Source organism: Aliiroseovarius sp. PTFE2010 (assembly GCF_049943335.1).
In the GTDB taxonomy this organism is placed as follows: domain Bacteria; phylum Pseudomonadota; class Alphaproteobacteria; order Rhodobacterales; family Rhodobacteraceae; genus JBNFVY01.
On sequence record NZ_JBNFVY010000002.1, the window covers coordinates 292,614 to 310,652 of the forward strand.

An 18,039-nucleotide genomic window follows, 5' to 3' on the forward strand; every position below is an offset into this window, starting at 1 on the left:
AGGGAGATCCACATGGCACGTATAATTCTCATTCATGGCGCCTGGGGCAACGCGGCCAGTTGGCTGCGGCTGATCCCATTTCTGCATCGCCACGACGTCGAAGCGATCGACCTGCCTGGCCACGGCGCCAGCCCTGTGCCGCCCGAAACGGTCGGCATGGCCGATTACGTCGCCCATGTTGAAAAAGTGCTACGCGCCGGGCCGCCGGCCTTCATTGTGGGCCATTCGATGGGCGGAATCGTGACAGCGCAAGTCGCAGCCCGCAACCCCGATCATGTGCTTGGGACAGTCTACGTGGCCGCTGTGTTGCCGCGCGACGGGGACAGCCTGCTTTCGCTCATCGGCCAGCAGGATACGCCGGGTGTGTCCAAAGCCGTGCGCCACGGCCCGGTCAAGGGCACCACCGTTCTGGACGCCGATCTGGCCCCGCCAATGCTGTTTCAGGACGCCAGCGCGCAAGACCAACAGGACGCGATGGCCGCCATGTCGCCCCAATCGAACCGCGCGCAAAGCGACCCGGCGCAGATCGGCCCCGATTTCGACCGCGTGCCGCGCGCCTATGTATTCTGTACTCAGGATCAGACCGTCACCTACCCGCTGCAACAACAGATGGTCGCCGCGTCGCCGTGCGATCCGACCCTGACCCTGGATTGCGGGCACGTGCCGCAACTGACCCAGCCCAAAGAGCTGGCCGACTTTCTCAATTCACTGGACCATCCATGACAACGCCCTGCATCATCTGCGTGGCCATCACCGGCAGCGTCCCCACCAAGGACGACAACCCCAACCTGCCGACCACCATCCCCGAGCAGATCGAAAGCGCGCACGCGGCCTTTGAAGCTGGCGCGGCCATCGCGCACTGCCACGTCCGCGACGACCAGGGCAAACCGACGTCCGATCCGGATCGGTTTGCCCGGCTCATGGACGGGATCCAGGCACACTGCCCTGGCATGATCGTGCAACTGTCCACCGGCGGGCGCTCGGGCACCGGCCGCGCGCGCGGCGCAATGATTCCGCTGCGGCCCGACATGTGCTCGCTGGCGGTCGGGTCGAACAACTTTCCCACGCGCGTCTACGAAAACCGCCCTGAACTGATCGATTGGCTGGCCGGTGAAATATTAAAGTATGACGTGAAGCCCGAGATTGAAGCATTTGATTTATCACATATTTTGCAAGCAAAGCTGATGGCGGATGCAGGCAAGATCCCTGGCACCCCCTATGTGCAATTCGTCATGGGGGTCAAGAACGCCATGCCCGTCGATCGCGACGTGTTCGACTATTACATCCACACCGTCAAACGGCTCTTTGGCGCGAACGCGCCGTGGTGCGCGGCGGGCATTGGCCAACACCAACTGACGCTGAACGACTGGGCGATTTCATCCGGCGGGCACACGCGCACCGGCCTGGAAGACAACGTGCGCCTTGACCGCAATACGCTGGCCCCGTCGAACGCGGCACTGGTCGAACGCACGGTCGCGCTTTGCGCCAAGCACGACCGCCCCGTCGCCACGCCCGCCCAGGCGCGCGACATCCTTGGGCTGAGGGCCGCCTGATGGCTGCGTCACCGCTCGATAGCGCACTCTATCACAAGCTGTTCAGCCACGCGGACACGGCGACGTTATTCTCGGACAGTGCCGAATTGCGCGCCATGCTGCTGGTCGAAGGGGCGCTGGCCAAGGTGCAGGGCGCGGCGGGCGTGATCCCCGAGGTTTCGGGCGCGTTCATCCACCGCGCTTCGATGGAATTGCAGGTCGATCCCGGCGGGCTGGCCGATCAGGTTGCCGTGGACGGCGTGCCGGTGCCCGCGCTGGTCGCCGCCTTTCGCAAGGCGATGGAGGCGCCCGAACACGGGCAATACGTGCATTGGGGCGCCACCTCGCAAGACATTGCCGACACGGGCCGCGCGCTGCGGCTCAAGCGGGTGATCGGCATTTGGGATACGCAACTGCGCGACGCAATCCGCGCGCTTGGCACCCTTGCGCACAGCCATGCCGACCTGCCGATGGCGGGGCGCACCTATCATCAGGCCGCAACGCCGATTTCCTTTGGCAGCTATGTGGCGCAGTGGGGCCGCCCGCTGATGGCGCAACTGGCACGGCTGGATGCGGTGCGCGACGCGACATTGCGTGTGTCCCTGTCTGGTGCAGCGGGCACCAACGCCGCCCTGCGCGGCAAAGGCGGCGATGTGCGCGCGGGCCTGGCCCAGGCGCTTGGCCTGGCCGATCCCGGTGCCACCTGGCACACCGAGCGCGACGGCCTGGGTACCCTGGCCGGATGGGCCGCAACCACCGCCGGCGTTCTGGCCAAGATGGGCGGCGACATTGCCCTGATGACGCAATCGGGCCGGGGCGAGCTGCGCCTTGGCGACAGTGGCGGGTCGTCAACCATGCCGCAAAAGCGCAATCCGGTGCTGCCGCTGACGATGCAGACGCTCGGGCGGCAGGTACAGGCGCAGGCGGCGATCATCCAATCGGCGATCGAGCATCCCGAACAGCGCGACGGCGCGGCGTGGTTTGCCGAATGGTTCGCCGTGCCCCCCTTGTGCATTGCGCTCTCGCGCCAGATCGAAATCGCGGGCGCCTTGGCCGCGCAGATCCAGCCAAGCCACGACGCCATGGCGCAGCTGATCGATCCGGACGGGCTGGGCCTGATTTATGCCGAAGCGCTGACCTTTGCGCTGGCGGCGCAGATGCCCCGCCCGCTTGCGCAACAGGCCGTCAAGGACATCTGCGCCGAAGCACAGCAAACCGGTCGTTCGGTGGTCGATATTGCCGCAGCGCGCCACGCCGATCTGGATAAATCGCGTTTCACGCCTGCGGCACAGATGGGCGATGCCCCCGCCCAGGCGCGTGCTTTCGCCGACGCCGCGCGACAGGTTTGACCCCAGGCATCGCACCGGGCTAAGCCCATCTGGCAGCTTGAAAGGACGCCGATGCGCCTGCCCATCGTATTCATTCTGGCCACAGTCGGAATCGACGCCATCGGGATCGGGCTGATCTTGCCGATCATGCCCGCTCTGCTGATCGAAGTGTCGGGAAACACCCTGGCCGACAGCGCGATCTGGGGCGGGGTGCTGGCCACGGCTTTTGCGGTGATGCAGTTCCTGTTCGGCCCCGTGGTGGGAAATCTGTCAGATGCCTACGGACGCCGCCCGGTGCTGATGTTCGCACTGGCGGTCATGGCGCTGGACTATGTGTTCATGGCAGTGGCCGACACGGTCTGGTTGCTGCTGGCCGGGCGCGTCATCGCCGGGCTTGCGGCGGCCACCCACACCACCGCCAACGCCTTCATGGCTGATATTTCGGAAAAAGACGACCGCTCGCGCAGGTTCGGGATGGTGGGCGCGGCCTTTGGCGTGGGGTTTGTCGCCGGGCCGATCCTGGGCGGGCTGTTGGCGGGCATCGACACGCGCGCGCCCTTCTGGGCCGCCGCCGGCCTGGCGCTGGCCAACCTTGTCTTTGGCTATTTCGTCATGCCTGAAACCGTGACCAAAGCAACGCGCCGCCCGTTTTCCTGGGCGCGCGGCAACCCGCTGTCGGCAGTGCGCGCCGTCGGCAAGCTGCCCGGCAGCAAGCGCCTGCTGACGGTACTGGGGCTCTATACGCTGGCGCTTTTTTCCTACCCGGCGATCTGGGCTTTTTACGGCAAGGCGGCCTTTGGCTGGTCCGAAGGGATGATCGGCCTGTCGCTGAGCCTGTTTGGCGTTTCCATGGCGATCAGCCAGGGCGCGCTGGTGGCCCCGGCCATCCGCGTGCTGGGCCAGCGGGGCACGGTGGTCGCGGCAATGCTGGCCGATCTTGTCGCCTTTTCCATCCTGATCACCACCGGATCGGGCACAATGGCGCTGATCGCGACTCCGATCGCATCGCTGTCGTCAGTGCTGATGCCCGCGCTGCAGGGCATTCTGGCCAACCAGACCCCCGACGACCAGCAGGGCGAATTGCAGGGCGTCATCGCCTCGGTCATGGCTTTGGCCACGATCATCGCGCCGCTGATCATGACGACGGTCTTCGCCTATTTCACCCGGCCCGCGGCCGCCACGCCGTTTCCCGGTGCGCCTTTCGCGGTGGCGGCGGGGCTGGTCATCCTGGCGCTGGCGGTCTTTTTGACCAGCCCAAGGGCCGCCCCGTCCCCCAGCGGCGCGTGACGACGCATGGCACTACAACGTAGGGCGTTCGCCTGTCGAAACGGCATTTCAAGTTGCAAACAGGCGCAAGGTTTCGCACCCTAAAACCAAGCCAAGGAGAACCCCATGCAAACCATCCGCGCCGCTGTCTGCCGCGAATTCGGCAAACCGTTCACCATCGAAAACGTCCAGATCCGCGATCCCAATGCGGGCGAGGTTCAGGTCGATATCGACGCCTGTGCGATTTGCCATTCCGACATCAACTTTGCCGATGGCGGCTGGCCCACCCCGCTGCCGGCGGTTTATGGCCACGAGGCCGCAGGCCGCGTGTGCGCCGTGGGCGACGGCGTGACCAAGGTTGCGGTGGGCGATCCGGTGCTGGTGACACTGGTGCGCTCATGCGGGACCTGCCCGGCCTGCGCCAGCGCGCACCCGGCCAATTGCGAAACACCCGGCCATGCCGGTGACGGGCCGTTGTTCACGCCCCAGGGCGATCCGATCTTTCACGGGTTGGACGCGGCGGCCTTTGCCGAAAAGGCGGTGGTTGATCAGAGCCAGATCCAGAAGCTGCCCGATGGCGTGCCAATGGACAGCGCGGCGCTGATTTCCTGCGGCGTGATCACCGGCGTGGGCGCGGCCGTAAACACCGGCTCGGTGCGCCCGGGCATGGACGTGGTGGTCATCGGTGCAGGCGGCGTGGGCCTGAACGCGATCCAGGGCGCCGCCATCGCAGGGGCCCGGCGGATCATCGCCGTCGATCTGAACGACGACAAGCTTGAGGCGGCGCAGGAATTCGGCGCCACCCACGCCCTGAACGCGGCCGGCAAGCCCTGGAAGGCCGTCAAGCAGCTGACCGGGCGCGGCGCCGACGTGGTGCTGGTGACCGTGGGCGCCGCGCAGGTTTATGACACCGCCACGCGCTATCTGGCGCCGATGGGCCGCGTCATCATGGTGGGCATGCCGCACGCAGGCGCCGCGTCGTCCTATGAACCGATGCTGGTCGCCCGCATGGGCAACGCCATGGTCGGCAGCTTCATGGGCGACGTGATATTGTCGCGCGACGTGCCGTGGATTGTCGATCTCTACCAGCAGGGTCGTCTGAAGCTCGACGATCTCATATCGGGGCGCTGGTCCCTGGACCAGATCAACGAAGCGCTCGATAATACCCGTTCGGGCACGGCCCGGCGCAACGTCATTGTATTTTGAGCGGGAACCATTTCGCCCGCGTGGGAGTTTGTAATCCATGACAACCGATGCTCACACCCGCCGCCTGCGCGCGATTACAGATGTCATCGGCGAAACCCGGCGTGTTGCACAAAACCGCAGCCACCTGAGCGTCGGCGAACTGGTCGACAGCCTTGGACGGCTGTCACACGCGGCGATGCTGCTGGTACCGGCCCTGATCGTGGCCACGCCACTGTCGGGAATTCCCGGCCTGTCTTCGGTCGGCGGGATATGTATCGCACTGATTTCCCTGCAACTTTTGATCGGTCGGGATGAATTGTGGTTTCCACGCTGGATCCGCCGGCTGGAATTGGGCGGCGATCGTCTGGATGCCGCATTGGCCAAGATCGAAAAGCCCGCCGCCTGGATCGACGCCAAGACAGAACGGCGCGCGCGCATCATGTTCCGCACGCCCATGCTGGGGATTATTCACCTGATGTGCCTGATGTGCGGCGCGGCCATGCCGTTTCTGGAACTGGTGCCCATGACATCATCGCTGCTGGCCATCGCAGTGTGCTTCTTTTCACTGGCAATGATGGCCCGCGACGGGCTCTTGGCGATGGCTGGCATCGCCTTCATGGGAACGGCGGTCAGCCTGCTGGGCACGCTGGTGGCCGGGGTGATCTGACGGGGGAATCTGACCGGGTGTTTTAACGGGGGATAACGGGGGATAACGGGGTGATCTGAAATGGCGATCCCTGAAGGACTCGAACCCTCAACCTGCTGATTAGAAGTCAGCTGCTCTATCCAGTTGAGCTAAGGGACCGCTTGGCGCCGGTATGGCCCAAGGGCAGCGTCCGCTCAACCCCTATCAGTGCGTCCAGATGGTGCGCCGATCGGTGGCGAAATTATCGCCGTAGCCACCAGGGCGGATGTTCGGCTTGCGCTTGTGCGGCTCGCGCACGACGGCGTCGATGTTGTGTTCCGCCGCATAGGCCAACGCGTCTTCCTTGGTGTCAAAGGACAGCTTGACCTGCGCCTGCGTGTCCGAAGAACTGGTCCACCCCATCAGCGGATCGACTTCTCTGGCCTCTTGGGGGACATATTCAAGAACCCAGTGTTTCGTCTTGGCCACACCCGACTGCATGATGTTTCGGGCTGGCTGGTAAATGCGGGCGCGCATGGGACACTCCTTTTACGCCGGAACCGGCGGCTTGCGATCCAATATATGTAAAAATCCGGCGCCCCGCGCAAGCCCCCAACGCAAACACACCCGCCCCGATGAAACCGGGACAGGAGCGCGGAGGAATTGCGCAAGGTAGACTGCCGGTTCATGATGCGGGAGCGAGGGGTGGGGTGGGTGGGTACACCACGAACCGGTCAGTCTTTTCTGCTGCTTGCCCTTTGACCCTAGGCGCTGATCTGAAACGAGGCAAGAAAAAAATACACCTTAGGTTGTATTTAAATCGTAGAGATGCCCGCGTAGGTGGTAACACTTTGTTAACCTTTGCCCACAGCGCGCTCCAGACGCCATGCGGGCCGCATCTTGGGGCCTGCCCCCTTGAACTGGAACAAAAAGTGATCAAATCTGAACCTGCTGTCAGGAGATCGCCTTGGACCAACCCATTCTCACCGCCCCTGCCCCAGACGTGAAAAACCGCCCCAAGCTTGAGGGCGGCAAGCGGTTCGTCATGCACACAGACTTTGACGCGGCGGGCGACCAGCCCACCGCCATCGCCGAACTGGCCCAGGGCGTGCGCGACGGCGAACAGAACCAGGTGCTGCTGGGCGCCACCGGGACGGGCAAGACCTTTACCATGGCCAAGGTGATCGAAGAAACACAGCGCCCGGCCATCATCCTTGCGCCCAACAAGACGCTGGCCGCGCAGCTCTATGGCGAATTCAAAAGCTTTTTCCCGGACAATTCGGTCGAATATTTCGTCAGCTTTTATGACTACTACCAACCCGAAGCCTATGTCGCACGGTCCGATACCTACATAGAAAAGGAATCCCAGATCAACGAACAGATCGACCGGATGCGCCACTCGGCCACCCGGGCGCTGCTCGAACGCGACGACGTGATCATCGTGGCGTCGGTGTCGTGCATCTATGGGATCGGCTCGGTTGAAACCTATAGCGCCATGACGCAGGACCTCAAGGTTGGGGTCGATTATGACCAGCGCGCGATCATGGCTGACCTGATCGCGCAGCAATACCGCCGCAACGACCATGCCTTTCAGCGCGGCAGTTTCCGGGTGCGCGGCGATGTGCTGGAACTGTGGCCCGCCCACCTTGAAGACCGCGCCTGGCGGCTGTCCTTCTTTGGCGAAGAGTTGGAAGCGATCACCGAATTTGACCCGCTGACCGGCCAGAAGACCGACACGTTCGACCAAATCCGCGTCTATGCCAACAGCCACTACGTGACCCCAAAGCCAACGATGAAACAGGCGATTGAGGGGATCAAAAAGGAACTGCGCATCCGGCTGGATCAGTTGGTGAACGAAGGCAAGCTGCTCGAAGCGCAACGGCTGGAACAGCGCACCAAGTTCGATCTGGAAATGCTGGAAGCCACGGGCGTGTGCAACGGGATCGAGAATTATTCGCGCTATCTGACCGGCCGCGCGCCGGGCGAACCGCCCCCCACCCTGTTTGAATTCATCCCCGACAACGCCATCGTTTTCGCCGATGAATCGCACGTGTCGGTCCCCCAGATCGGCGCGATGTACAAGGGCGACTACCGGCGCAAGTTCACCTTGGCCGAACACGGGTTCCGCCTGCCATCGTGCATGGACAACCGCCCGCTGAATTTCGAAGAATGGGACGCCATGCGCCCCCAATCGGTCTTCGTCAGCGCAACCCCTGCGTCGTGGGAACTGGAGCAATCGGGCGGCGTCTTTTCCGAACAGGTGATCCGTCCCACCGGCCTGCTCGACCCACAGGTCGAAATCCGCCCCGTCGAAATGCAGGTCGATGATCTGCTGGACGAGGTGCGCCGCGTCGCCGCGGACGGCTACCGCACCCTGGTCACCACCCTGACCAAACGCATGGCCGAGGATCTGACTGAATACATGCACGAACAGGGCATCAAGGTGCGCTACATGCATTCCGACATCGACACGATCGAGCGGATCGAAATCCTGCGCGACCTGCGCCTTGGCGCCTTTGACGTGCTGATCGGCATCAACCTGCTGCGCGAAGGCCTGGACATCCCCGAATGCGGGCTGGTCGCCATTCTGGACGCGGACAAGGAAGGCTTCTTGCGGTCGGAAACGTCCCTGATCCAGACCATCGGTCGGGCCGCGCGCAATGCCGACGGCCGGGTGATCTTGTACGCCGACCGGATGACCGGCAGCATGGAGCGCGCGCTGGCCGAAACCGACCGCCGCCGCGAAAAGCAGATCGCCTATAACGAAGCGCACGGCATCACCCCGCAGACGATCAAGAAGAACGTCGATGATGTCCTGTCCGGGCTCTACAAGGGCGACGTCGACATGAACCGCGTGACGGCCAATATCGACAAACCGCTGGTTGGCGCGAACCTGGCCGCGCACTTGGAAAGCTTGCGCGCTGACATGCGCAAAGCCGCCGAAAACCTGGAATTCGAAGAAGCCGCACGGCTGAGGGACGAGGTCAAACGCCTCGAAGCGGTCGACCTGGCCGTCGCGGATGACCCACTGGCCCGCCAAAGCGCCGTCGAGGCGGCATCCGAAGGCACGAAAGGCAGATCAACGGGCGGCCGAGGCGGAATGCGGGGCGGGAAGGCGAGAAGGGGGCGGTGAACGCGCTCTACTTCAAAAATTCCCCGAGCCATTTGCAATGCGCTTGCGGCAGTTTGGTCTTGTCCTTCAACCAGTAGAGAAATTCGATTTGCTGATCGGTCAATCGCTTTCTTTCCCACTGCTTACAATCCCTAAAAAAAGATCGAGAAACGTATTTCTAACTAAACCCAATTTAAACGATACAGACCCCGGCGCGGCGGTTTCCAAATTTCGCGCTTTTTTCATGTCTGCGAAATTCCACGAATAGGCATAGTCTGCCAAAGTAGATATCCCTTCATTGGAGGCGTCCAAATATTTTGCTGGCTCTCTTATGGGATGATCTGGAAATCGCTTCAACGCCTCCGAGTATTTTTCCCCGGTCATTTTGTATAGATCGCCTTCTACATCTACATCCAATCCTTCACCGATTTCCAGCGACAAGTTAATTGTACGCCTCCTGAACTCAAAACAAATCTGATCGAACACAAAAAGATCGTAACTCCACCCAGAATGGGAGATTTGCCCGTAACGGATATTTGGGCTACCGATTCTGTCCAGACGATAGAGGAAATCGTGTACATCAAGACCAGCAAGATCAGATGGCCAATATTCTTCTTTCAATTCATCTGGCCTAGTCAATGTTGAATAGTGATCGTCAAGCAGATATTCGGACAATTCATTAAATAATTTGGGGAGATTGTGTGCTATCCCCTTAGCGCTGCCGCCATTCAGAACGAGTGATGCTTTCATGTACTTCTCAAGCGCTTGCGCCGCCTGCCAGAAGAATTCTTCTCTTAAAGAATTTATGTAACAAAATCGCGCCAAAACGTAATTATTATCAGCCGGCTCTACATAAAAACTAGTTGCAAATATATGCTTTGCGCGCTCGATACCGTTGACGCTTGACCAAAATTTCAAATCCATATCCAGTTAATTAGTGAACATCGGACACCGAGGTTAGGGCATTGCGAGGCGGGCGCAAACCCCCGCGCCATTTGCGTCGCTCAATCATGCATCCCCGTCCCCGCCAAGGTTACCCGATTGAAACTATCAACTATTTGATTTTCCTACATTTTCCTTTTACAGGCCGGCAAAAATACCCTAAGCCTGTCTTCAAGAAGCGTATGTAGCCAGCGATCCAGCCAGGGGCACCCCAGCCAGATAGCCCGCCACGGCGCGTCATTTTGTATGACTATTCGCGCCGTCCCCAGTCGCCGGTCCTAGTCGCCCGTCACGGTCAATCCCAACCCGCGCCAGGCCTGCATGCCGCCGCGGTAGTAGTAGATTTTCTCGGCCGGAAAGCCTGCTTCAATCATGCGCCGTGCGGCGGTAGGCGATTGGCCGCACCATGGTCCGTTGCAATAGAGTGCAACCGATTTCACGTCTGCGCCGTTGCAGATCCAGCCGTCGAAATCAGGCTCGCAGCCCAGCGCGCCCAAGCGGTCAGCGGCCTCGGTATAGGGGACGTTGATCGCGCCCGGGATCGCGCCGCCTTCAAAGTCGGGGCGCACGCGGCCGTCGATCACCACCACGTCGGGGTCCTGCAGGAAGCCCATCAGTTCCAATTCACCGATCGGGGTGACGCCGGGCGCGGGCACCATGGGCTGGATGCAGAAATTCGGGCACTCCCGCGAGGTGCGCGCCCATTCGCCGTCCAGCTCATGCGCGGTGTCCTGGATGCGGGAAATCTCGACCGGGCCAGTTTCGGTCGGGACGGTGAGCGACATCACGTCGGGGCGAATGTTCACCGGTTCGGCCAGGGCCGCAGCGGGGGCCAAGGCGGCGGGGGCCAGGGCAGCGATCAGAGCAAGGGTTCGAAACATGCGGGGTCCTCCTGCGCGGAAGACTGCCCCATTTACATTCGAATTTCCAGATATGTCAGTCGATGATGTCGAAAATCTCGGACAGGATGCTCTTGCGCTTCTTGCGCTTGTAGGGCTTGGCGTGCTTGTAGGCGCGCGGATCGTAGCGCGGATCCCCCTGCCGCAGATCGTCACTATAGGGTTCGCGCCATTCGCGGGGCGGTTCGGGCGGCGGGGCCGGCTGGGGTTCGCGCTGCACGATAGGCGGCGCGGCCTTGTCGATGACCTTGTCCAATTCGCCCCGGTCCAGCCAGACGCCCCGGCACTTGGGGCAATAGTCAATTTCGACGCCGTGGCGTTCGGACATCCGCAGTTCGGTCCCGTCAACAGGGCAAAGCATTCATCAATTCCTCTGGTCGTTTCATTCGATCTAGGCACCCTTGTCCGCCATGCAACCTTACTGTGCGGTAAAACCCAGTTTTTGGCCGAATAGTGTCAAGATCCTGCCTTGTTTACATTTGATAAAGGTTGGCAAAGGGCGAAATGCCCCGGGCCAGCCCCCTGCCCGCCGCGCGTGAACCGCGCTCTTTCCAGAATGGTCCTTGCCGCAGAACGCAGCGCAAAGCACACGATCTTGGAAGGAAACACCATGCGTATCTTGCTCGCTGAAACCAGCTGGCATTCAGCCACCGCCGCCGCCGATCTGCGCAAATCGGGCTTTCTTGTAACCGCAGTCAACGACGGGTCCGAGTTGATGGAATTCGCCACCGACAGCGCCCAATCGGCCATCATTCTGGAAATGAACCTGCCGGATATGGATGGGTTCGATTTGGTGTCCAAGCTGCGCGCCGCAGACAGCAAGATGCCCATCTTTGTGCTGGCCGAAGAAGGCGATTGGGACTTCAGCAAACGCCTTTTCGAACTGGGGGCAGACGATGTGCTGGTGGGCAAGTTTTCACCCGCCGAACTGGCCGAGCGTGTGCGCGCGGCCGTGCGCCGGTCGGGCGGGTATGGCACGGTAACGCTGCAGGTCGGCGATCTGGCCGTGAACACCCGCGACCAGTCCGCCACGTTCGCGGGGCAGCCGATCAAACTGACGCGCAAGGAATACGAAATCGTCGAAATGCTGGCGCTCAACCGCGACCGGATGGTCAGCCGGGACGAAATCATGGCCCAGCTCTACGCGTGGGAGGATGAACCCGCCGCGCGGATCCTGAACGTCTACCTCAGCCGCATCCGCAGCCAGATCGCGGGGGCCGGCGGCGTCCCCGAGGTGCTGCAAACCGTTTGGGGCCTTGGCTATCGGTTGCACAGCAGCGCCGAGGCCGCATCCCGGACCCAGGCTGCCTAGTAGGTGTGGGCGACCTCGTACATTACAGGTTCAAAGGTTTTGCAGAGCGCAGCAATCCTGCGGTTGCGCTCTCGCATTTCGTCGGTCCGTAGCATCGCCTGGAAATCTTCGCGCCGGTTCCATTGGGAATAGTTCGCAACCCGTGTTTGCGCGTCATTCACATGTAGCGCGGCGGCGATAAATCCCGGTTGCCTGGAAATGAAACCGGAAAAAGCGGCCTGCAGTTCATCCAGCAGGTCCTGGCATGTGCCCGGCGTGGTATCGAAGGTGGTGATGACGGTCTGATGCGCCGTGTCGTTGGAAATCTGGACCATTGGGGCTCCTCCTGCCCCGATCCTATCACATCAAACCGCCGGGGCCGTGCTTCAAAATTACCGGCGCGATAATTTCTTCTTCGTCGCACAGGTGCCGGTCAAGCATACGCTGAAAACTGCCCAGCTCCTTGTCGAACCGGGCCGTGCTCTCGCGTGCCTGTTCTTCGTCGGGCTGGAGCAACACGCCGTTCGCGGCCTCGGTGAAACGATTGAGCAGGCCATCCATGGCGTGATGATCGCGATCCAGCACGTCAAAGGCCCGCTCAAGCCGGGGATCCAGGACGCGCAACTGCGGGAAATAATGGTGGTCTTCGATCTGGTGATGGCCGTGCAATTGTTCGACCAGCATAGACCCGAAACGGCCCAGCCGTGCGCTATACTGGTCGGGGGCAATCGCGCGGTCCAGGCGCTGCGCCGCGTCCGTTTGCAACAGTCCCAGCAGCTTTCGGAACATCAAATGGCGCTCAAGCCAGAATTGGACCAAACCGGAAAAATTCGGGTGCGCCTCCCAGGCCGCGCGGGGATAGTCGGCAAGCAGAACGCGCAGCGCCTCGGGCAGCTTTTCGCGGGTGGCCAGTGCAAGCGTGTTGTCATCCATCCACCAGATCTAGCGCATCAGTCGCGCCGCGCCCAGTTCGGGAATTGTGCGTTGGCGCGGACCCAGTCGCAGTCTATACATCACGTCATGGAAAAATCACCGATTCAGCCCACCGACGACGAAGCACGCGCCTTGGCCAAGTCTCTGATGTCAGATGCAAACTTTGCAGCGCTCGGGGTTTTGGCCGATGACGGCAGCCCCCATGTCACACGCATTGGCGTCGGCTGGACCCCGGCCGGCGTGACCGGGTTGATTTCGTCGCTGGCGTATCACCACGGTGCCTTGATGCGCAGCCCCGATTGTTCGCTTCTGCTGGGCGAGCCGCCGGACAAGGGCGATCCGCTGGCGTTTGCGCGCCTGACCCTGCAGGCCCGCGCCGAAATCATCGAAAAGAGCGCGGACATCCGTGATGCGTATCTGGCGACCCACCCCAAGGCGAAGCTTTACGTGGATTTCGCCGACTTCAATTTCGTGCGGTTTGTGCCGCGTTCGGGCGCGTTGAACGGCGGCTTTGGCAAGGCTTATGTGCTGAGCGCTGACGATCTGATCTGAGACCCACTACAATGCGAAAAGCGCCGGGGAATTGCCCCGGCGCCCTCTGGTGACAAGTGCTGTGGATCACACCGGGCGGTCGACCCGCGCTGTGATGTGAACCGTGCCCTGGACCGCCTCGGGCCAGCCCAGTTGCACCATGTTGTTGTCGACCCCAACATTCGTGGTCACGAAGGGCGCGGCAAACACCGTCGATCCGGATCCGTTCTTCACCGGTCCTTCCGGCACGACAGCCGACACGGTCCGTGACCAGCCGCCAAACGGCAAGTACGCCCCGACGTCCAGCGTCCAGGTCGACGCAGTCGACCCTTGGGTGAACTCGAGCGTAACCGGGTTGATGGTCGGCTGGCTGATCCCGTTGAACGTGTTGCCCGAAAATTCGACATTTCTGGTGCGACCGAAATCAAGATCGGCGAAACTGTCGTCAACGCTTTCAACGCGATCGATCGAGCCGTTCAGCGACTTGAACGTATTGCCCGTCATCGAAAGCCCCTGGATGAAGTGGTCTTCGCCATAGGGCTTGATCACGATCCAGTTGAACCACGACGCAACATCGTTGCAGGTAAAGATGTTGCCCGTCACGGTCAGCCCACCGAACGAATATTCGTTGGCGAAATCCGGATCGGCGTCGTGTTCATTGGTCCATTCGATGAAGTTGTTATCGATATAGTTGCCGGTGATGATCGATTTGACGTTGGGTTGCGTGAACACCAGCCCCGCCTTGCGCGGCCCATCGGTCACATCATCGCCGTGGAACCAGTGATTGCCCACGATAATATGCCCGTTCCCGTGCAGAACCGCCGTGGTGCCCAGATGCTGAAAGCGGTTGTTGCGGATTTTGGCGTCGTTGGCGTTGACATTGAACCCTACCGAAACGCGGTCGGGCGACGCGGTCGGGCTTTCCGAGGAAAAGAACGTGCACCGATCTATCTGCAGGTCCTGACAGCCGCCCCCATGCGAGGAAACCGCATGTTGGCCGACCTTGCGGAACTGGCAATCCTTGATGTGGACAGTTTCGCCATCGGGCGCAAGCAAGATACCCGATGCCCAGCCCTTCAACTGGAATTCAATCCCGTCGATGCAGAACTTGGACAGCTTGGAAAAGCCCGAAAAATCAAGCACGTATTTGTAGCGGGTAAAGGTGTACCCCTGCGAGGCGTTCGGCCCATAGAGCGGCTGGCTGAGCGTGATGGTCTGCGCGCCGATGTTGCGATCACGCACGTAAACCTCGCGGCCCACGCCGTTGCCCGCGATCACCGATCCGACTTCCACATTGGCCACGTTCGTCACATTGGTCAGGGTCAGCGGGTTGTTGGGATTGTAGCTGGCGGTCGAAGTCGCCACCTGCGGGTCCCACGCACTGGAGCTTTCGGCGCTGATAAAGCCGTTGACCAGGCGGCGGTGAACTTCAAGCGTGCTCAGCCCCCCGGCAACCGCCGACACGTCAATCGGCCCGGACAATTCGACCCGGCGCCCTTCCAGATCGAACGCGATGTGGTCGGTATGATGGCAAAGCGCTGCCAGCCCGCGGCGCAGGCCCTGTTCGTCGCTGCCAAACGCATTGGCGTAGGTGGTGATGTTGAAATCTTTCTGACAGCTCAGCCGCTTGTCATCCGGCAAGGTCACGGTCCCATTGAACCGCACATGCGACGTCAGCGTGACGTTGTTCGTCAGGCGGAAAATGCCCGCCGGCACCAGGATGGTGCGCCCGTCTGCCGCGGCATCGGCGGCTTCAAAGGCGGCCGTGTCATCCGTGATCCCATCGCCGATTGCGCCGAAATCGCGCACGTCCACCACGTCGATCATATCGCGCAAGAAGGCGCTTGTGATGTCTTCGATGACGATGTCGTCGATGCGGACCACGCCGCCATTCGCGCCGATCAGATCCAGGCCAAAATGGCCGTAGACGGCTGCATCGCCCCAGGGCATATCAACGCCGCCGCGCGTGCCGGTACCTACGATGCCGGTTACTTCGACAATCTGGCCATAGGTGGTCAGCGCCACCTCGGGGCAGGTTTCGGTGACGCCGCCAACATGGTCAAAGCTGCCATCTCCGGCCCAGCCGGCGATGCGCACCGACGGCAGATTGCCGCTGATCGCTTTGACGCGCGCCGTGATGCGCAAGTAGCACCCCGGCAACACAGGGGTTTCCCCCATATAGCGCAACTTGGTCACCGTATCGGATTTGGTGATTTCCAGCGCGCCGCCGAAATCGGCATCTGACGGCACCAGCGCCGCATTGACCGCCCCGTCGTAGGTCGCAGACCCCGGCGTGCCGTCTTCGCTCGACCACACGTCGAGCCCATCTGCAAAGGCGGGCGGCATCAGCAGCAGCCCGTCGGTAATGGCCTTGTTCATACGAACCCCTTTCCACATCGCTTCATACGCATGCGCTGCGGGACCGGGGGCGCTTGGCCCCCGCGTCTCCGCTCGTTGATCCAACTCGGGTAAGGTGAGTGGCGTCAGGCGCATGCCCGGACACCAAAAGAAATAACACGCTGCGCTGAGCGGCGCGTTAAGCCATCGCGCGTTGCGTGGCCTGCCGGGCCGACATGTCCGGCCCGGTCCATTCGCGTCGTTTGTTGGTTTTTCTAATGCGTTCGGCGCGGATTACTGCGCATCTTGCGCCCCGGACGCTGGCGTTCGCGCGCGCCGGGCACCGCACAAGCAAAGCGCGCGCCAGGCCCGATTGCCACGACCTGGCGCTTGTTATCCGGAAATATGCGCAGTCACGACCCCAAGGGGGTCAAATCAGACCAGCTCGCCAGACAAGCCCTTATCAATCAGCGCGATCGTCTCGTCGATGCCATAGAGCGCGATGAACCCGCCGAACCGGGGGCCCTGGCTGGCGCCCAAGAGCACCTCGTACAGGGCTTTGAACCAGTCGCGCAGCGGGTCGAACCGTTCACGCCCGCAGGCAAAGACCAGCGATTGCAGCGCTTCGGGGTCGGCTGGGCCGTCCCATGCGACCAGACCCGCACGCAGCTCTTGCAGGGCCTCGCGTTCCAGGTCGTTGGGGGCGCGGAACTGGCGTTCGGGCTTTACGAAATCGTTGAAATAGCGCACCGCATAGCCTGCGGCGGCATCCAGATCGGGATGCGTGTCAGGCGATGCGTCCGGCGCATAACGCTGGATGAACCCCCACAGTTTGTCCTTGTCTTCGGCTGCCGACACGGCCGCCAGGTTCAGCAGCATCGCGAACGGCACCACCATGTTCGACGCGGGCGGATGGCCGTTATGAATATGATAGACCGGGTTGGCCAGTTGCGCCTTTTGGTCCTGGTCGGGGAAAGCGCGCAGTTGCTGGTGGTATTCATCCACCGCTTTGGGAATCACGTCAAAATACAAACGCTTGGCCGTTTTCGGCTTGAGATACATGAAATACGACAGGCTTTCGGGCGCGGCATAGGTCAGCCATTCTTCCATCGACAGGCCATTGCCCTTGGACTTGGATATCTTCTGCCCGTGCTCGTCGTTGAACAACTCATACGACAGGCTTTCAGGTGGCTGCTTGCCCAGCGCGCGGCAGATTTTCGAGCTCTGCGTGACGCTGTCGATCAGATCCTTGCCGGACATTTCATAATCCACGCCAAGCGCGGCCCAACGCAGCGCCCAGTCGGGCTTCCATTGCATTTTCACATGCCCGCCGGTGACGGGGATTTCCACCTTTTCGCCATCCGGCTCTTGATAGACGATCGTCCCCTTGGCCACGTTGCGTTCCAGCGTCGGCACCTGCAGAACATGCCCGGTCTTGGGGGAAATCGGCAAAAAGCACGAATAGGTCTCGCGCCGCTCGGGGCCAAGCGTGGGCAGCATGATTTCCTGGATCTTGTCGAACCGCTCCAACGCGACCAGTAGCATTTCGTCGAATTTGCCCGAGGTGTAGTAATCGGTCGCGCTGGCGAATTCGTATTCGAACCCATAGCTGTCCAGAAACGCGCGCAGCCGGGCGTTATTGTGCTGGGCGAACCCCTCATGCGTGCCGAACGGATCGCGCACCTTGGTCAGGGGCAGGTTCAGGTCTTGTTTCAACTCTTCCTGCATCGGCAGGTTGGTGGGCACCTTGCGAAATCCGTCCATATCGTCGGAAAAACAGATCAGCTTGGTCGGGATGTCCGACAGAACCTCGAAGGCGCGGCGAACCATCGCGGTCCGCGCGACCTCGCCGAAGGTGCCGATATGGGGCAGGCCCGACGGGCCATAACCGGTCTGAAACAGCACATAGCCCTTTTCGGGCGGTGTCTTTTCGACCCGTTTGAGCACCCGGCGCGCCTCTTCGAAGGGCCAGGCTTTCGAACTCATCGCGGCATCGCGCAGATCGGACATCGGTGCTCTCCAGTTTTCGGGCCACCCCGGCCCGCCAAGGCCCACTCC

At 61.6% G+C, this 18,039-nt stretch carries 17 protein-coding genes and 1 tRNA gene; 9 read left to right on the forward strand and 9 right to left on the reverse strand.

Annotation, left to right across the window (positions count from 1 at the left end):
* The first annotated feature begins 12 nt into the window (after positions 1-12).
* The 6 genes from ACP2AV_RS05290 (at position 13) to ACP2AV_RS05315 (ending at position 5,978) form a co-directional block, all read left to right on the forward strand.
* Positions 13-723, forward strand: coding sequence for an alpha/beta fold hydrolase (locus tag ACP2AV_RS05290; protein WP_426371640.1), 711 nt, complete (start codon positions 13-15; stop codon positions 721-723).
* A complete protein-coding gene (locus ACP2AV_RS05295) occupies positions 720-1,553 on the forward strand; it encodes a 3-keto-5-aminohexanoate cleavage protein (protein WP_426371641.1) in 834 nt (277 codons plus the stop codon). Before ACP2AV_RS05290 ends, ACP2AV_RS05295 begins: the two co-directional genes overlap by 4 nt.
* Positions 1,553-2,881 (forward strand): lyase family protein, encoded by a 1,329-nt coding sequence (locus tag ACP2AV_RS05300; protein ID WP_426371642.1) that lies wholly within the window; start codon positions 1,553-1,555, stop codon positions 2,879-2,881. Before ACP2AV_RS05295 ends, ACP2AV_RS05300 begins: the two co-directional genes overlap by 1 nt.
* Positions 2,882-2,932: 51 nt before the next feature.
* Positions 2,933-4,147, forward strand: a complete 1,215-nt coding sequence (locus tag ACP2AV_RS05305; protein ID WP_426371643.1) for an MFS transporter — start codon at positions 2,933-2,935, stop codon at positions 4,145-4,147.
* Positions 4,148-4,252: 105 nt separating this feature from the next.
* Entirely contained in the window at positions 4,253-5,332 is a 1,080-nt protein-coding gene (locus tag ACP2AV_RS05310; protein WP_426371644.1) for a zinc-binding dehydrogenase, read from the forward strand.
* 37 nt (positions 5,333-5,369) lie between these two features.
* On the forward strand, positions 5,370-5,978 hold the full coding sequence (locus tag ACP2AV_RS05315; protein ID WP_426371645.1) for an exopolysaccharide biosynthesis protein: 609 nt from the start codon (positions 5,370-5,372) through the stop codon (positions 5,976-5,978).
* Positions 5,979-6,039: 61 nt separating this feature from the next.
* Here ACP2AV_RS05315 and ACP2AV_RS05320 read toward each other — a convergent pair.
* Positions 6,040-6,116 (reverse strand) — tRNA-Arg (locus tag ACP2AV_RS05320).
* A gap of 45 nt (positions 6,117-6,161) precedes the next feature.
* Complete coding sequence (locus ACP2AV_RS05325; RefSeq protein WP_426371646.1) at positions 6,162-6,473, reverse strand: ETC complex I subunit; 312 nt, start codon at positions 6,471-6,473, stop codon at positions 6,162-6,164.
* A gap of 430 nt (positions 6,474-6,903) precedes the next feature.
* Between ACP2AV_RS05325 and uvrB the strand changes: the two genes are divergently transcribed.
* A complete protein-coding gene (gene uvrB / locus ACP2AV_RS05330; RefSeq protein ID WP_426371647.1) occupies positions 6,904-9,069 on the forward strand; it encodes an excinuclease ABC subunit UvrB in 2,166 nt (721 codons plus the stop codon).
* Between the two features lie 99 nt (positions 9,070-9,168).
* Here uvrB and ACP2AV_RS05335 read toward each other — a convergent pair whose 3' ends face one another.
* The 3 genes from ACP2AV_RS05335 to ACP2AV_RS05345 all read right to left on the reverse strand — a co-directional run bounded on the left by ACP2AV_RS05335 (position 9,169) and on the right by ACP2AV_RS05345 (position 11,250).
* Positions 9,169-9,972, reverse strand: a complete 804-nt coding sequence (locus ACP2AV_RS05335) for a HEPN domain-containing protein (protein ID WP_426371648.1) — start codon at positions 9,970-9,972, stop codon at positions 9,169-9,171.
* Between the two features lie 296 nt (positions 9,973-10,268).
* The gene (locus tag ACP2AV_RS05340) at positions 10,269-10,871 is read right to left on the reverse strand and encodes a rhodanese-like domain-containing protein (RefSeq protein WP_426371649.1); all 603 of its coding nucleotides are present in this window, start codon (positions 10,869-10,871) and stop codon (positions 10,269-10,271) included.
* 55 nt (positions 10,872-10,926) lie between these two features.
* Positions 10,927-11,250 (reverse strand): zf-TFIIB domain-containing protein, encoded by a 324-nt coding sequence (locus ACP2AV_RS05345; protein ID WP_426371650.1) that lies wholly within the window; start codon positions 11,248-11,250, stop codon positions 10,927-10,929.
* 249 nt (positions 11,251-11,499) lie between these two features.
* Between ACP2AV_RS05345 and ACP2AV_RS05350 the strand changes: the two genes are divergently transcribed.
* Positions 11,500-12,201, forward strand: a complete 702-nt coding sequence (locus ACP2AV_RS05350) for a response regulator transcription factor (RefSeq protein WP_426371651.1) — start codon at positions 11,500-11,502, stop codon at positions 12,199-12,201.
* Here the strand turns inward: ACP2AV_RS05350 and ACP2AV_RS05355 are convergent.
* The gene (locus ACP2AV_RS05355; protein WP_426371652.1) at positions 12,198-12,515 is read right to left on the reverse strand and encodes an antibiotic biosynthesis monooxygenase family protein; all 318 of its coding nucleotides are present in this window, start codon (positions 12,513-12,515) and stop codon (positions 12,198-12,200) included. The genes ACP2AV_RS05350 and ACP2AV_RS05355 overlap by 4 nt on opposite strands.
* Before the next feature lie 25 nt (positions 12,516-12,540).
* The gene (locus ACP2AV_RS05360) at positions 12,541-13,113 is read right to left on the reverse strand and encodes a hemerythrin domain-containing protein (protein ID WP_426371653.1); all 573 of its coding nucleotides are present in this window, start codon (positions 13,111-13,113) and stop codon (positions 12,541-12,543) included.
* Between the two features lie 87 nt (positions 13,114-13,200).
* Between ACP2AV_RS05360 and ACP2AV_RS05365 the strand changes: the two genes are divergently transcribed.
* Entirely contained in the window at positions 13,201-13,665 is a 465-nt protein-coding gene (locus ACP2AV_RS05365; protein ID WP_426371654.1) for a HugZ family protein, read from the forward strand.
* Between the two features lie 66 nt (positions 13,666-13,731).
* On the opposite strand, the gene ACP2AV_RS05370 is transcribed toward ACP2AV_RS05365, so the two are convergent.
* Together ACP2AV_RS05370 and ACP2AV_RS05375 are read right to left on the reverse strand one after the other, a co-directional pair.
* Complete coding sequence (locus ACP2AV_RS05370; RefSeq protein WP_426371655.1) at positions 13,732-16,023, reverse strand: glycosyl hydrolase family 28-related protein; 2,292 nt, start codon at positions 16,021-16,023, stop codon at positions 13,732-13,734.
* Between the two features lie 393 nt (positions 16,024-16,416).
* Positions 16,417-17,991, reverse strand: coding sequence for a lysine--tRNA ligase (locus ACP2AV_RS05375; RefSeq protein WP_426371656.1), 1,575 nt, complete (start codon positions 17,989-17,991; stop codon positions 16,417-16,419).
* Between the last annotated feature and the right edge of the window lie 48 nt (positions 17,992-18,039).